At 70.9% G+C, this 15,136-nt stretch carries 13 protein-coding genes; 7 read left to right on the forward strand and 6 right to left on the reverse strand.

The window, feature by feature from the left end; genetic code table 11:
• Positions 1–32: 32 nt before the first annotated feature.
• From MZC64_RS17390 to MZC64_RS17405, 4 genes are read left to right on the forward strand one after another with little or no spacing between them, the layout of a single operon-like run.
• Positions 33–923: an SDR family oxidoreductase gene (locus MZC64_RS17390; RefSeq protein ID WP_247757751.1), complete on the forward strand. Its 891-nt coding sequence runs from the start codon at positions 33–35 to the stop codon at positions 921–923.
• 47 nt (positions 924–970) lie between these two features.
• Positions 971–1,597: a (2Fe-2S)-binding protein gene (locus tag MZC64_RS17395; protein ID WP_247757752.1), complete on the forward strand. Its 627-nt coding sequence runs from the start codon at positions 971–973 to the stop codon at positions 1,595–1,597.
• A complete protein-coding gene (locus tag MZC64_RS17400; protein WP_247757753.1) occupies positions 1,594–2,574 on the forward strand; it encodes a xanthine dehydrogenase family protein subunit M in 981 nt (326 codons plus the stop codon). Before MZC64_RS17395 ends, MZC64_RS17400 begins: the two co-directional genes overlap by 4 nt.
• A complete protein-coding gene (locus MZC64_RS17405) occupies positions 2,571–4,742 on the forward strand; it encodes a xanthine dehydrogenase family protein molybdopterin-binding subunit (RefSeq protein WP_247757754.1) in 2,172 nt (723 codons plus the stop codon). The genes MZC64_RS17400 and MZC64_RS17405 overlap by 4 nt, the downstream gene beginning before the upstream one ends.
• Positions 4,743–4,767: 25 nt before the next feature.
• Here the strand turns inward: MZC64_RS17405 and MZC64_RS17410 are convergent, their stop codons facing one another.
• Positions 4,768–5,379: a response regulator transcription factor gene (locus MZC64_RS17410; protein ID WP_247757755.1), complete on the reverse strand. Its 612-nt coding sequence runs from the start codon at positions 5,377–5,379 to the stop codon at positions 4,768–4,770.
• Positions 5,376–6,524: a sensor histidine kinase gene (locus tag MZC64_RS17415; RefSeq protein WP_247757756.1), complete on the reverse strand. Its 1,149-nt coding sequence runs from the start codon at positions 6,522–6,524 to the stop codon at positions 5,376–5,378. The genes MZC64_RS17410 and MZC64_RS17415 overlap by 4 nt, the downstream gene beginning before the upstream one ends.
• 246 nt (positions 6,525–6,770) lie before the next feature.
• Between MZC64_RS17415 and MZC64_RS17420 the strand changes: the two genes are divergently transcribed.
• Positions 6,771–7,721, forward strand: a complete 951-nt coding sequence (locus tag MZC64_RS17420) for an RluA family pseudouridine synthase (protein WP_247757757.1) — start codon at positions 6,771–6,773, stop codon at positions 7,719–7,721.
• On the opposite strand, the gene MZC64_RS17425 is transcribed toward MZC64_RS17420, so the two are convergent.
• Entirely contained in the window at positions 7,679–8,926 is a 1,248-nt protein-coding gene (locus MZC64_RS17425; protein WP_247757758.1) for an RNA polymerase sigma factor, read from the reverse strand. The two genes, MZC64_RS17420 and MZC64_RS17425, sit on opposite strands and share 43 nt — an antisense overlap.
• 4 nt (positions 8,927–8,930) lie before the next feature.
• On the reverse strand, positions 8,931–9,461 hold the full coding sequence (locus MZC64_RS17430; protein ID WP_247757759.1) for a MarR family winged helix-turn-helix transcriptional regulator: 531 nt from the start codon (positions 9,459–9,461) through the stop codon (positions 8,931–8,933).
• A 74-nt stretch (positions 9,462–9,535) separates the two neighbouring features.
• On the opposite strand from MZC64_RS17430, the gene MZC64_RS17435 reads away from it, so the two are divergent.
• Positions 9,536–9,838, forward strand: coding sequence for a cupin domain-containing protein (locus tag MZC64_RS17435; RefSeq protein WP_247757760.1), 303 nt, complete (start codon positions 9,536–9,538; stop codon positions 9,836–9,838).
• Between the two features lie 40 nt (positions 9,839–9,878).
• Positions 9,879–10,706 (forward strand): arylamine N-acetyltransferase, encoded by an 828-nt coding sequence (locus tag MZC64_RS17440; protein ID WP_247757761.1) that lies wholly within the window; start codon positions 9,879–9,881, stop codon positions 10,704–10,706.
• Here MZC64_RS17440 and MZC64_RS17445 read toward each other — a convergent pair.
• Positions 10,679–11,326, reverse strand: coding sequence for a DUF6518 family protein (locus MZC64_RS17445; RefSeq protein WP_247757762.1), 648 nt, complete (start codon positions 11,324–11,326; stop codon positions 10,679–10,681). The two genes, MZC64_RS17440 and MZC64_RS17445, sit on opposite strands and share 28 nt — an antisense overlap.
• 8 nt (positions 11,327–11,334) lie before the next feature.
• Positions 11,335–15,129 carry a DNA topoisomerase (ATP-hydrolyzing) gene (locus MZC64_RS17450; RefSeq protein ID WP_247757763.1) on the reverse strand — a complete coding sequence of 1,265 codons (3,795 nt, stop codon included), beginning with the start codon at positions 15,127–15,129 and terminating at the stop codon, positions 11,335–11,337.
• Positions 15,130–15,136: the final 7 nt, after the last annotated feature.

Raw genomic sequence — 15,136 nt, forward strand, 5'->3', positions numbered from 1 at the left:
GACAGCGGAACAGCGATAACAAGGAGCGGGTCATGAGCAAGGTCATCGTGGTCACCGGGGCGTCCAGCGGCATCGGGGCGCTCAGCGCGCGGGCACTGAGCCGCGCCGGGCACACCGTCTACGCCGGCATGCGGAACACGCAGGGCCGCAACGCGCCGCGGGTCGCCGAACTCCGGGAGTTCGCCACCGACAACAAGGTCAAGCTGCACTCGGTGGAGCTGGACGTGCTGGACCAGGACTCGGTGGACGCCGCGATCGCGCGGATCGTGGCCGAGCAGGGCCGCCTCGACGTGGTGCTGCACAACGCCGGCCACCTGGTGGTCGGGCCGACCGAGGCGTTCAGCACCGAGGAACTGGCCGCGGTCTACAACACCAATGTGCTGGGCGCGCAACGGGTCAACCGGGCCGCGCTCCCCCACCTACGCGCCCAGGGCCAGGGCCTGCTGCTGTGGACCTCCAGCAGCAGCGTGCGCGGCGGCACCCCGCCGTTCCTGACCGGGTACTTCGCCGCCAAGGCCGCGCTGGACTCCCTGGCGGTCGGCTACGCCGCCGAGATCTCCCGCTTCGGCATCGAGACCGCGATCATCGTGCCGGGCGCGTTCACCAACGGCACCAACCACTTCCCCAACGCCGGGCACCCCGCCGACACCGACCGGGTCGATGCCTACGAAGAGAAGTATGGGCAGCTCCAGCGGGAGATCCCGGACCGGCTCGGCGCGCTCATCCCCCCGGACGCCGACGTGGCCCTGGTGGCCGAGGCGATCGTGGACGTGGTGGACCGCCCGCACGGCACCCGCCCGTTCCGCACCCACGTCGACCCGGCCGACGACGGCTCCGAGGTGGTCAGCGCGGTCGCGGACAAGATCCGCGGCGACTTCTACCGCCGGATCGAGCTGTCCGAGTTGCTCCACCCGGCGCACTGACCTCCAGGCAGGATGGCCAGTGTCTTGAGCAGGTTCGAGGAGGTCTGATGTCCGAGCAATCCGATCCGACCGAGGTCCGGCCCAGCAGAAGGACAGTGTTGAAGGCCGGTGGCGCCACCGCGGGAGTGCTCGCCGCGGGCGGCCTGCCCGCGGTCGCCGCACCGGCCGCCGAAGAGTCCACAGTGGACAGTATTGAGCCCGGGTCCACTGTGGACATCACGCTCACCGTCAACGGGCAGCGGCACCGGGTCGCGGTCGAGCCCAGGGTCACCCTGCTGGACGCGTTGCGCGAGCGGCTGGGGCTGACCGGGACGAAGAAGGGCTGCGACCGCGGCGAATGCGGGGCCTGCACGGTGCTGGCCGACGGGCAGCGGATCAAGTCCTGCCTGACCCTGGCGGTGATGCGGCAGGGCCAGCGGATCAGCACCGTGGAGGGCCTGGCCGCCGACGGCGAACTGCACCCGGTGCAGGAGGCGTTCATCCGCCGGGACGCCTTCCAGTGCGGATTCTGCACCCCCGGCCAGCTCATGTCCGCGGTGGCCGCGATCGAGGAAGGGCACACCAGCTCGGACGCGGAGATCCGGGAGTGGATGAGCGGGAACCTGTGCCGGTGCAGCTGCTATCCCAACATCGTGGCCGCGGTGCGCGATGCCGCGCGGGAGGTGCGGGGATGAGAGCGTTTGGCTACCAGCGGCCGCGGGTCAGCGCGGAGGCGGTGCGGGCGGGGTCCGCGCCGGGTGCGGCCTACCTGGCCGGGGGCACCGAGTTGCTGAACCTGATGAAGGACGGCGTGCAGGCGCACGACCTGGTTGTCGACATCAACGCGTTGCCGCTCAACGGGATCGAGGTGTCGGCCGGGCGGATCCGGATCGGCGCGCTGGCCCGGATGGCCGAGGTGGCCGCGCATCCGGCGGTGCGCACCCAGGCCCCGGTGCTGTCCTCGGCACTGCTGAACTCGGCCTCGCCGCAGGTGCGCAACATGGCCGCGATCGGCGGGAACCTGTTGCAGCGCAACCGGTGCGGCTACTTCCGGGACAACGGCTTCCCGTGCAACAAACGCCAGCCCGGCAGTGGCTGCCCGGCCCGGCAGGGCCACAACCGGATGCACGCGTTGTTCGGGGCCAGCGAGCACTGCGTGGCCGTGCACGCCTCCGACCTCGCGGTCGCCCTGCAGGCCCTGGAGGCGACCGTGCTGACCCTGGGCGCCGAGGGCGCGCGGCGGATCCCGTTCGCCGAGTTCTACCGGCTGCCCGGGGACACCCCGCAGCTGGAGACCGGGTTGCGGCCGGGTGAGCTGATCACCGCGGTGGAGGTGCCGACCGGGCCGCTGTCCGCGCGGTCGCGCTACCTGAAGCTGCGGGACCGGGAGAGTTTCGAGTTCGCCGTGGTGTCGGTGGCCGCCTGCCTCACCCAGCGCGGCGGCCGGGTGCAGGAGGTCCGGCTGGCCTTCGGCGGGGTCGCGCCCCGGCCCTGGCGCACCCCCGAGGCCGAGGCCGCCCTGCGCGGCAGGCACCTGGATGCCGCGAGCCTGGCCGCGGCCGCCGAAGCCGCGGTCCGCGGCGCACAACCACTGGCGCACAACGGTTTCAAGGTGGAGCTGATGCGCAGGGCACTCACCGGCGTGCTCACCGAACTCGGGAGGCAACGATGACCGGCGGACTGATCGGGCGCCCCGTGGACCGGGTGGACGGCCACGACAAGGTCACCGGCGCCGCCACCTACGCCGCAGACCAGCGGATTCCCGGGCTGCTGCACGGATTCCTGGTGCTCAGCACCATCGCCAGAGGCCGGATCACCGGCATCGAGGTGACCGCCGCCGAACGCGCGCCGGGCGTGCTGCGGGTGTTCACCCACCACACCATGCCGCGACTGACCATGCCGGTCGGCCCGTACCGCAAGGGCTACCTCCCGGTGCAGGACGACCGGATCCACCACAACGGCCAGCCGATCGCCCTGGTCGTGGCGCACACCCTGGAACAGGCCCAGCACGCCGCCAGCCTGGTGAGCGCCCAGTACCAGACCGAGAAACACCGCTCCGCGCTGCACGAGGCCGAGGGCGAGGAGTTCGTGCCGCCGGTGCAGAGCGGCACACCCAACGAGACGATCCGCGGCAACCCCGCCGCCGGACTCGCCGAAGCGGATATCCGGATCGAGGGCATATACAGTTCGCCGATACATCTGCACAACCCGATGGAGCCGTCCGCGACCATCGCGCACTGGACCGGCGGGCAGGTCACCGTGTACGAGTCGACCCAGTCGGTGACCTTCGCCCGCAGCGCGGTCTCCCAGGCGTTGCGGGTGCCGCTGGCCGACGTCAAGGTGGTCTCGCCCTACCTCGGCGGCGGGTTCGGCGCCAAGGGCGCGACCTGGCCGCACACCCTGCTCACCGCCGCCGCGGCCAGGGAACTGGACCGGCCGGTGAAACTGGTGCTGTCCAGGGCGCAGCTCTACACCGCGCACGGCCACCGCAGCGAGCTGAGCCAGCGGATCACCCTGGGCGCGAAACGGGACGGGCGGCTGACCGCGCTGGTGCACGTCTCCACCCAGCAGGTCTCGGCCACCGAGGACCGGGTGTACAACAGCAGCCACTCCTCCCGGCTGCTCTACGCGGTGCCCAACCTGCACGTGCGGCAGCAGGCCGTGCGGCTGGACCTGCAGAACGGCTCGTTCATCCGCTCCCCCGAACTCGCCGCGCACCACGGCCTGGAAACCGCCCTGGACGAGTTGAGCCACCGGCTCGGCATCGACCCGGTGGAACTGCGGCTGCGCAACTACGCCGCGACCAACCCGGAGACCGGGGCACGCTGGGGCAGCAAGCACCTGGACGAGTGCTACCGGATCGGCGCGCGTGCCTTCGGCTGGTCCCAGCGGGATCCGCGGATCGGGTCGATGCGGGACGGGGACATCCGGATCGGCTGGGGCATGGCCACCGAGGCGCACACCTGCGGCGCGATGCCCTCCGGCGCGCACCTGAGCGTGGGGGTCGACGGCCGGGCCACGCTGAGCACCGGGGCGCAGGACATCGGCACCGGCACCTACACCGTGCTCACCCAGGTGGCCGCGCAGGTGCTGGGCCTGCCGCTGAGCGAGGTGACCACCCGGCTCGGCCACACCGACTACCCGGTGGCCATGGGCTCCTTCGGTTCCGGCACGGTGAACAGCGTGACCGGCGCGGTCGACCAGGCCGCCGGCGCCGTGCGCGCCGAGGTGATCCGGCTGGCCGTGACCGATCCCCGTTCACCACTGCATGGCATGCGACCGGAGGACATAGTCACCGAACACGGATATCTGTTCGCCAAGGACCGCCGCCGCCGGGACAGCTACCGCGATGTCCTCACCCGGCACGGAAAAGCGGTGGAATCGACCGGCAGCAGCGCGAACACGCCGAACTACACCACCGGCGCGGTGTTCGTGGAAGTCCGGGTGGATCCGCGCTACGGCAAGGTGACGGTGAGCCGGGTGGTCGGCGCCTACGACCCGGGCCGGGTGCTCAACCGGCGCACCGCGCACAGCCAGGCCATCGGCGGCGCGATCTGGGGCATCGGGTTCGCGTTGATGGAGCACGCGGTGGTGGACCCGGCGCACGCCCGGATCATGAACGCCACGCTGTCCACCTACCTGATGCCGGTGAACGCGGACGTGCCGGAGATCGAGACGCACTTCGTGGACGAGCCGGATCCCACCAGCGCGGCACTGGGCGCCAGGGGATTCGGGGAGACGCCGATGACCGGGGTGCCCGCGGCGATCGGCAACGCGGTCTTCCACGCCACCGGCCGCCGGATCCGGGACCTGCCGATCACCCAGGACAAACTGTTGTAGCGCAAGGCTTTGCCGGACAGGGAGGTCAGCCGGTCAGCCAGCCGTTGTCGGTAGCGATGCGGATCGCCTCGACCTTGTTGCGGGCGCCGAGTTTGTGCAGCACCCGGGTCATGTGGTTCTGCACGGTGCCCGCCACCAGGCCGAGCCTGCGGCTGACCTCCTTGGCGCTGTCGCCGTCGGCCATCAACCGCAGCACCAGGGTTTCCCTTGATGTCAACGGGTTCTGGCCGCGGCGCAGCGCGGTGCTGAGCAGTCCGGGCGGGAACACCGACTCGCCGGCGTGCACCCGGTGGATCGAGTCCAGCAGGCGGTCCATGGACACGCCCTTGGGCAGGAACCCGGCCACGCCCGCGGCCAGAGCCTGGTGCACGACGCCAGGTCGGTCCAGCACGCTGAGCATGAGGATCCGGGTGTGCGGGGCGGTGGTGCGCAGGTCGGCGGCCACGGTGAGGCCGTCCCGGCCGGGGAGTTCGACGTCGAGCAGCAACACCTCGGGCGGGGCGTGCTGGACCAGCGCGGCGACCTGGTCACCCCTGGAGAGGGCGGCGGTGACCTGGATGTCGGGGACGGAGTTGAGCACGGCGACCAGGGCTTCGCGCAGCACGGTCATGTCCTCGACCACGGCGACACGGATCATCGGGGGACCTCGCTCGCGGTGGCCGCGGCCGCGGTGGCGGCATCGCTGGATGGCATGGTGGGGATCTCGACGACCAGGCGGTAGCGGGTCCGGCCCACCCGGCCCGCGCGCAGGCGGCCGCCCAGGGCGGTGATCCGGGCGGTGAGACCGGCCTGGCCGCTGCCGGGCGGAGCGGTGGCCGGGCGGACGCCGTCGTTCTCCACGGTCAGGCGGCACCAGCCGTCCAGGTCCTCGGTGGTCAGCAGGAAACGGCGGGCGGTGCTGTGCTTGAGCACGTTGGTCACCGCCTCACGCACCACCCAGCTCACCGCCTCCGCCGCGTGGCCGGGGACCACCGCGCCGAAGCGGAGCTGGTAGCGGATGCCCGCCGCGGTGAGCAGGGCGATGCCACTGCTGATCTCCTCGCCGAGGTCGGGCTGCCAGTCGCCGTTGGCGACCCGGCGCACGGTGCTCATGGTGTGTTCGGTGATCCGCTGGATGACGCCCAGGTGCTCGGCCGCGCCGTCCGGGTCCTCGACCGCGAGCCGGGCGGCCAGCTCGGCGCGCAGACCGATCGCGGTGATCTCCTGGCCGAGGCTGTCGTGCAGGTCGCGGGAGACCCTGGTGCGTTCCCTGGCCACGGCCAGACTGGCCAGGCTGGCCCTGGTGCGGTTCAGCTCCAGAGCGAGTTCGGCGACCCGGACCGAGGCGTAGACGGCCAGGCCGACGGCCAGGCTGTGCCCGATCCGGATGATCACCGGCACCAGCGAGTCGGAGACCAGGGCCAGCAGGAACACCTCGACCGCCAGCACCGCGACAAAACCACGCCCGGACCAGGGGTCGGGCAGCAGGACCAGCAGGGTGCAGGCGGCGAAGACCGGGGCGAAGGTGCTGGGGCCGAGCACGATCAGCGCGGCGAGCGCGAGCAGGAGCTGGGGCACGAGCACCGCGGCCCGCTGCCATGGCGAGGGCAGGCCGTGCCGCAACCGGATCGAGGCGGCCAGCGCCAGCAGCGCGGCGCTGAGCGCCAGGAACGGCGCCGACCGCCAGATCGAGGGGCCCCGATCCGGCATGCCCAGGTGCGACAGCCAGGGCACCGCCAGGCAGACCGGCAGCACCGCGACCGCGACACCGGTCAGCGGCAGTCGTCGTTCCACGAACGGCATTCGGCGAACCTCCCCGCCCGGAAAATAGTCGCTGTCGGGACTTCGTGCGCGGCGAATGATGACGACCACCCCCGGAAATGAGACCTGGCTCATGAACCATGACTTTCTCACGGTGCATTTGTTCGGTTTTCCACGCTTTCTTTTCACCGGGGAGCCGGGCAGGCTGGACAACCGCAGGGGGAGACGGTGGCTCCCGCGGATCCGTGCCCTCGACCTTGGATCCGCGGGAGCCACTAGGCTCAGGCGGTGAGACGGAAAACTCCCGCCCCGTTGCCGCAGCGCTTCGGGCTCGACCCGGCCCGGATGCGGCTGCCGGAGACCGGGAGCTGGCCCACTGTGCGCGCGCACCTGGCCGACCGGTTGCCGCTGGTCACCCAGGATGTCATCGACTCGATGTTCACCGAGCGGCGGATCGCCGACCTCAGCGGACCGCTCGAACTGGACGCGCCCTATGTGCCGGGTGGGGTGGTGTGGTTTCACCGGGAGTTGCCGGTGGAGGTGCCGGTGCCGTTCCCGATCGGGGTCGTCCATCGTGATGAACACCTCCTCGTAGTGGACAAACCGCATTTCCTGGCCACGATTCCGCGCGGGAAACACATCCAGGAAACCGCGCTGGTGAAGTTGCGCCGCCAGTACGACCTGCCCGATTTGAGTGCCGCGCACCGATTGGACCGGGTCACCGCGGGACTGATGATGTTCGTGATCAACCGATCTGATCGCGGCAGTTACCAGACGCTGTTCCGGGACCGACTGGTGCACAAGGAGTACGAGGCGGTGGCGCCGGTGAATCCGGGGCTGGTGCTGCCCACCACGGTGCGCAGCCGGATCCTCAAGGAACGCGGCGTGATCACCGCGCAGGAGGTGGACGGGCCGCCAAACGCCGAGACCGAAGTGGAACTCCTGGAACAGCGGGACGGGCTCGGGCGGTACCGGCTGCGGCCCAAGACCGGGCGCACCCATCAGCTCCGGCTGCACCTGACCCGGCTGGGCATCCCGATCCTGGGCGACGACTTCTACCCGGTGCTCACCGAACGCCCCCTGGACGACTTCTCCCGGCCACTGCAACTGCTGGCCAGGACGCTGGGCTTCACCGACCCGATCACCGGGGAGGAGCGGAAGTTCAGCAGCCGGCTGGCGCTGACCGCGTGGACCGACTACCCGTCCTGGGCCAGTGATGCCAGCCGACGGTCCAGGTAGCGGCGTTCCGCCTCGGCGGTGACCAGCTTGAGCGCCGCCCGGTACGCCTCGGCCGCCTCGACGTCCCGGCCCAGGCGGCGGAGCAGGTCGGCGCGGGTGGCCGGGAGCAGGTGGTAGCCGTCCAGCTGACCTGACTCGTCCAGTTCCCGCACCAGTTCCAGGCCCCGGTCCGGGCCCTCGGCCATGGCGACGGCCACCGCTCGGTTGAGCCGCACCACCGGGGAGGGCACCCGGCGGGCCAGTTCGCCGTAGAGACCGGCGATCTGCGGCCAGTCGGTGTCCTCGGCGAGCTTGGCGTTGGCGTGGCAGGCCGCGATGGCCGCCTGGAGCTGGTACACGCCGGGACGGCCCTGGCGCAGCGCGGCGTCCAGCAACGCGGTGCCCTCGGCGATCTCGTCCTGGTCCCAGCGACTCCGGTCCTGCTGCTCCAGGGTGACCAGGTCGCCGTGGTCGTCCAGGCGGGCCGAGCGGCGAGCGTTCTGCAACAGCAGCAAGGCCAGCAGCCCCTGGGTCTCCGGCTCCTCCGGCATCAGTCCACACAGGACTCTGCCCAGCCGGATGGCCTCGCCGCTGAGGCCGCCGCGCAGCAGGTCCTCGCCCGCGGTGGCCGAATAGCCCTCGTTGAACAGCAGGTAGAGCACGCCGAGCACGGCGGTCATCCGCTCCGGCAGCAGGTGCGCCGGCGGCACCCGGTACGGGATGCCGGCGTTGCGGATCTTGCGTTTGGCCCGTACCAGGCGTTGCGCCATGGTGGGTTCGGGCACCAGGAAGGCGCGCGCGATCTCCGGGGTGGTCAGGCCGCACAGGGTGCGCAGGGTCAGCGCGACCCGGCCCTCCAGGGGCAGCGCCGGGTGGCAGCAGGTGAAGATCAGCCGGAGCTGGTCGTCGCGCACGCCGCTGTCGTCGTCGGGCTCGGGTTCGGGTCCCAGGTCGGCGGCCGGGGTGGTGGCGAGTTCACGGAGTTTGGCGTTGCCGACCGCCTCCCGGCGCAACCGGTCCATCGCCCGGTTGCGGCCCGCGGTGGTCAGCCAGGCCCCCGGCCGCTGCGGCACACCGTCCCGCGGCCAGGTCTCCAGGGCCAGCGCGAAGGCCTCCTGGGCGCATTCCTCGGCCAGGTCCCAGTCGCCGGTGACCCGGATCAGGGTGGCCACCACCTGGCCCCATTCGGTGCGGAAGGCCTCGGCGACCGCCGTCTGGACCGTCATGGCCTCACGGTAGCCCGGGGGGCTGACAACCACCTTCGGTGCGCAGGTCGGCGAGCAGGGTGCGCATCATCGCGTCCAGCTGCCCGCGCTGCTCGGGGCTGACGCTCGCGGTGAGCCGGTGCAGGTTGGCGACGTGCGCGGAGAACGCCTCGTCGATGACCTCGCGGCCGCGCGGGGTGAGCGCGATGAGGAAACTCCGCCGGTCCGCCGGATCCAGGCGCCGCTCCACATACCCGGCGGCCTCCAGGCGGTCCAGGCGGTTGGTCATGCCGGCGCGGGAGAGCATCAGCAGCCCGGCCAGTTCGGAGGGGGTCAGGGTGAACGGCGCGCCAGAACGGCGCAGCGAGGTGAGCACGTCGAACTCGCCGCGGCGCAGCCCGTGTTCCAGGAAGACCCGTTCCACCGCGGCCGACACCAGCTGGGTGACCTGCAACATCCGGATGAACGGCCCCAGCGAGGACACCTCCAGGTCCGGCCGCTCCTGCCGCCAGGCCGCGAGGATCCCGTCCGCGTCGGCCAGCCCGTCGATACCCATAGGGGCACTCTAGTTTGCCGCGAGATAGTTAGGCTCCGTACTATTACGTTGTAGAACTACTGCGAGGGGGCACCATGACCACGCTCAACGCGACCGTGCCGAACGCGACCGTGCCGAACGCGACCCTGCCCAACTCGACCATGCTCAACGCGGTGCGCACCACCCTGCCGCCAGGGTCGGACTGCCCGCCGCCATCGCGTCCGGCCGAGACGCCGGTGCTGATCTTCGTGGTCTACGGCGCGCTGGACGTGGCCGTGGACGACCGGATGGAGTACCTGGCCACCGGCGATCAGCTCTACCTCCCGGCAGGCGCCCGGCACAGCTGGCGGACCCCGGCGGACAGCGGCGTGGAGATGGTCGTGATCACCGCGAGCTGAACCTTGACCTCCAGCGCACTGGAGGTAAGAGACTGCGGGCATGACAACGCCGACCCAGCAGACCACCAACGACGAGTGGACCGTTGACGCCGTCGACGTGCGCGCCTACCTGGACCGGATCGCCCACCCACCGGTGCAGGCGCCGACCGTCGAGGCCCTGCGCACCCTCCATGCCGCGCACAGCACCGCGATCCCGTTCGAGAACATCGACGTGCTGCTCCACCAGCACCCGGGCGTGGACCTGAAACTGATCGCGGACAAACTCATCACCCGCAAACGCGGCGGCTACTGCTACGAGCACGGCCTGCTCTTCGCCGCGGTGGCCACCCAGCTCGGCTACCAGGTCCGGCGGCGGCTGTCCCGGATCGACCCGTACAAGCCCAGCTTCCGCACGCACATGACCCTGGTGATCACCGCCGAAGGCCAGGACTTCCTGGTGGACATCGGTTTCGGCGCCGGCATGTTCGCGCCGATGCCTCTGGTCGACGGCCTCGTCACCGAGCAGGCCGGGTGGCCGCACCGCCTGGTGCAGGACGGGCCGGACTGGGTGCTGCAGAAGCTGGAAGACGGCAACTGGCGATCCCTGCACGGTTTCGACGAGCAGGTGCAGCACCCGGTCGACTACGCGGTCGCGCACCACTTCGTCTCCACCCACCCGCGGTCCCCGTTCGCCCAGCAGCTGGTGGTGATGCGCCTGGAACCGGGCGTGAGTCACCGCCTGGTCGGCGGCGAACTGATCGTGGAACGCGCCGACGGGCCGACCCAGACCCGGCCGATCACCCCGGCCGAGGCCATCGATCTGCTGCCGGAGTTCGGGGTGGAGCTGACCGCGGCCGAGGCTCAGGCGTTGCTTTCCAGGATCAGCTGAAACAGCGGCGCGGCGGGGGCGCCGAGCGCGGTGACCGCGGCGGTGACCCCCAGCGCGTACCACCGGTCCTGCAGGGTGCGGGGCAGCAGTAACGCGGCCAGCACCCCGCAGCCGAGCATGGTGCCGCCGGCGATCTCCTGCGTGTTGCCGGGCTGGTCAGGTGCGAGCACGAACAGCCGGTACAGGCCCTCCCACAGCAGCACCCCGCCGATCACCCCGATGCCCAGGAAGGACCAGGGGCGCACGCAATAGCGGCGGCAGGCCCCGGCATAGCCGAACACCGAACCCGCCATCACCGCCGCGCCGAGCCAGATCCCGGCCTCGCCGAGGGTGGCCCAGCCGAAATGCCCCGGCAGGATCTCCGCGCCGACGTACCAGACGGTCAGGCCGATCCACAGCGTGGTGACGCCGTAGAGCGGGGAGCGCCACAGGCTCCACCTGGTGAGCGTGCCGACCAGGTAGGCGGTGGCCGCCCAGGTGGCGGTGGAGTTGGCCAGCCAGGTCAGGCCGGTGGCCTGGAACAGGAACGTCACCCCGCCGAGCAGCAGCCCGGCGAGGGTGACGATCAGCCAGTCACGGCCGGTCCGGGTGTCGCCCTGGATCTCGGCCGGGGGGAGCATCGCGGGCCTCAGTCGCGTTCGATGAGGTGTCCCACCACATCCGGACCGGGGTGGGCGTGGCCGGAGCCGTCCCGCCGGGGGTCCACCTCCGGCAACTCCACCGGCGACCCGCTGCCGTTCGCGCCGGCCGGACGCGGTCCGATCCAGGCCATGTGCAGATGCGTCTCGCCCTTGAGGAAGCGTTGCGAGCGGACCCCGCCGGTGGCCCGGCCCTTGGGCGGGTACTCGGCGAACGGGGTGACCTTGACGCTCTGCCCGGTGGAGGTGACCACCATCGGCTCGCCGTGCTCGTCGTCGTCGGTGCGGATGGCGCCGAAGAAGACCACCTTGGCGTCCTTGCCCAGGTTGATCCCGGCCATGCCGCCGCCCTTGAGGCCCTGCGGCCGGACCAGGTTCGCCGGATAGCGCAGCAGGGAGGAGTCGCTGGTGACGAAGGCAACCGTCTCGCTGCCGTCCACGAGCCAGGTGAGCCCGGCGATCTCGTCGCCGTCCTTGAGCGAGATGACCTCGAACTCGTCCGAGCGGACCGGCCATTCCGGCGAGCACACCTTGATCACGCCCTGCCTGGTGCCGATGGCCAGCCCCGGCGAGTCCCCGGCCTGTTCGCCGAGTGGCGCGATGCCGACGACCTTCTCCCCCTTCTCCAGGGGCACGAGTTCGCTGGCGGCCATGCCGCCGGAGAGGGAGACGGTGCCGGACTGCTCGGGCAGCACCGGCAGTGGCAGCACGTCGGTCTTGAACGCGCGGCCGAGGGTGGTGATCAGCAGCACCTGGCCGCGGGCGGTGGAGTGCACCACCGCGGCGACCGCGTCGTGCTTGGTGCGCCCGTTGCGCCGCCGGGCCTCGGAGGACTCCTCGGATTCGGCGGCGGTGCGGGCGACCAGGCCGGTAGCCGACAGGATCACCTGGCACGGGTCGTCGGCGACTTCCAGGGGCCCGGCGGGCTTGGAGGCGGCCAGGACCTCCTTGAGGTCGCCGTCGATGAGCGCGGTACGGCGCTCGAAGCCCAGGTCCTTGGCGACCTTGGCGAGTTCGGTGGAGACGACCTTCTTCAGCACCGACTCGTCGTCGAGGATCTTGGACAGTTCGGCGATCTCGGCTTCCAGCTTCTCCTGCTCGGCCTCCAGCTCGATCTTGTCGAACTTGGTGAGGCGGCGCAGCGGCGTGTCCAGGATGTAGGCGGCCTGGATCTCCGAGAGCTTGAACTGCTTCATCAGGCCGTCCTTGGCGGCCTGGGCGTTGTCGCTGTTGCGGATCAGCTTGATGACCTTGTCGATGTCCAGCAGCGCCCTGAGCAGGCCCTCGACCAGGTGCAGCCGTTCCTGCCGTTTGCGGCGGCGGTGCGAGGTGCGCCGGGTGACCACCTCGTACCGATGCGCCAGGAACACTTCGAGGAGTTGCTTGAGCCCGAGGGTCTGCGGCTGGCCGTCGACCAGGACCAGGTTGTTGATGCCGAAGGACTGTTCGAGCGGGGTGAGCCGGTAGAGGTCGGCGAGCAGCGCCTGCGGGTTGACGCCCACCTTGCACTCGACCACCAGGCGGGTGCCGTTCTCCCGGTCGGTGAGGTCCTTGACGTCGGCGATGCCGGTGAGCCGCTTGGACTTGTTCACCTCGTCGGTGATCTTCTCGATGATCTTCTCCGGCCCGACGCCGTAGGGCAGTTCGGTGACCGTGATGGCCTGCCGCCCACGGCTGCCCTCCAGGGGGCCGGTCTCGACCTTGGCCCGCATCCGGACCACGCCGCGGCCGGTCTCATACGCCTTGCGGACCTCGTCCAGGCCGAGCAGCAGGCCGCCGGTGGGCAGGTCGGGGCCGGGCACGAACTCCATCAGCCGGTCCAGGGTGGCGTCCGGGTGGTTGATCAGCCAGCGCGCGGCGGCCACGACCTCGCCGAGGTTGTGCGGGATCATGTTGGTGGCCATGCCGACGGCGATCCCGGAGGTGCCGTTGACCAGCAGGTTCGGGAAGGCGGCCGGCAGGACGGTGGGTTCCAGGAGGGAGCCGTCGTAGTTGGGGCGGAAGTCGACGGTGTCCTCGTGCAGCTCGCTGACCAGCAGCATCGCTTCTGGCGACATGCGTGCCTCGGTGTAACGCGAGGCGGCCGGTCCATCGTCTGGGCTACCGAAGTTGCCGTGCCCATCGACGAGCGGGGCGTTCAGGGAGAAGTCCTGCGCCATCCGCACCATGGCGTCGTAGATCGCGACGTCGCCGTGCGGGTGGTACTTGCCCATGCAGTTGTGCGTGACGAAGCCTTCGACGACGAAGGCGTGTTCCTCGGTGCCGACCTGGATGTCGTAGGTGGTGTCGGCCTCGACCGGCTGCACCGATTCCACGGTCAGGAAGGAGAACCCGGACAGCGCCGCCAGCCGGTCGGCCAGCGGGGAGCCGATCCGGCGCAGCTTGTCCACCCAGCCGTCTGTTTCCGCACGCCACAACGGGAATGAGCGTTCGGCGAGCGGGTTGCCGTGCCGGTCCTTGCCGTAGCGCACCTGGGCGCCGGAGACCGCGGACAGCGAGGCCCGGAATGCCACGCCCTCGGTGTCCCGGAACCAGCCGCCGCCCTGGTGGGCCGCGGTAAACTCGGCGATCACCGGACCGCAGGGCAGCCGGTCGTTGCCCTGTTTGCCGCCGTAGGCGTAGTCCAGCTCGGCCAGCTGCCGGAGCCCGTCCTGCTTGTAGCCGATGGTGGACCAGGGCAGCAGCGCCTTGGCGAGCTGGGCCGCGTCCGCTCCGGCGAGGGACAGGCCGTGCAGCGTCTTGTGACCGGTCTTGCTCGCCCGCGACCACCAGTGCCCGTGCAGGCCGAGGTCGGCCAGCATCGAGTACACCTGTCGCAGCAGCTGCTCGCCGGTGCTGACCAGGACGATCTCCCGGTTCCGCTTGCGCACGTAGCCGTCGCCGTCGAAGAAACCGGCCAGGAACGGCAGCCAGGCGGAGCGGTCGCCGAGCACGCTCGCGGGCACGAACTTCTGGTCGCTGCGCGGCGTTCCGGCCTCCAGCAGGCCGGCGTGCCGGGCGAAGGTCAGCACGTGCTGGTCGCGGTGCTTCGGGTTCTTGGCCTCCCGCTTGCCGCGGGAGACGGTGAGCCCGTTCATGATGGCCCAGCCGTGCAGGGTGTCGATCGGCTCGGTGTCGCACATGTGGATGCGGACCCGGCCGTCGGCGGCCCTGGCCCGGTCCACGGCGAAGCCTTCGGCGACCACGAGGCCCAGGACGTACGGGTACACGTCGTGGCCACCGGGCAGGGTGGCGCGCCGGGCCCGGCCGTAGCCGATGGTCTGCTGCCCGGTGAGGTCCCTGGCCTCGGTCCAGCCGATGGTGTAGTCCGCGCCGACGGTGCGGAACCGCTGGCCGGGGGTCACCAGCATGGTGTGGCCGTTGGACCATCGCACCCGGACCAGCTCGGACCGCGGGTTCTCATAGACCGCGGTGACCGGGACGGCCTGCCCGTGGCCATCCAGGACCTGCTCGCCGACCTCGATGTCTTCGATGGGGCGCAGGCCATCCGGGGTGGACACCAGCGCGCCCCGGACGAAGCAGTCGCCGACGACGCGCGAGGACTTCACGTAGGCGTGCGTGGGCCGGTACCCCTGCTCGTTCATCGAGAACAGGATCCGCCGGTGCACCGGTTTCAACCCGTCCCTGGCGTCCGGCAGGGCGCGGGCGTGGATGACCGAGTAGGCGTATTCGAGGTAGGAGTCCTCGATCTCGGTCTTGAGGGAGTTGTCGAAGACCTGGGCGCCCGCCCGGTCGAAAGCGGCCGGGTCGACCTTGGTGGTGCTGGTGCCCTTGCGGCGTGCCATAGCTCTC

The sequence above is a fragment of the Crossiella sp. S99.2 genome (assembly GCF_023094165.1).
Lineage (GTDB): Bacteria > Actinomycetota > Actinomycetes > Mycobacteriales > Pseudonocardiaceae > Crossiella.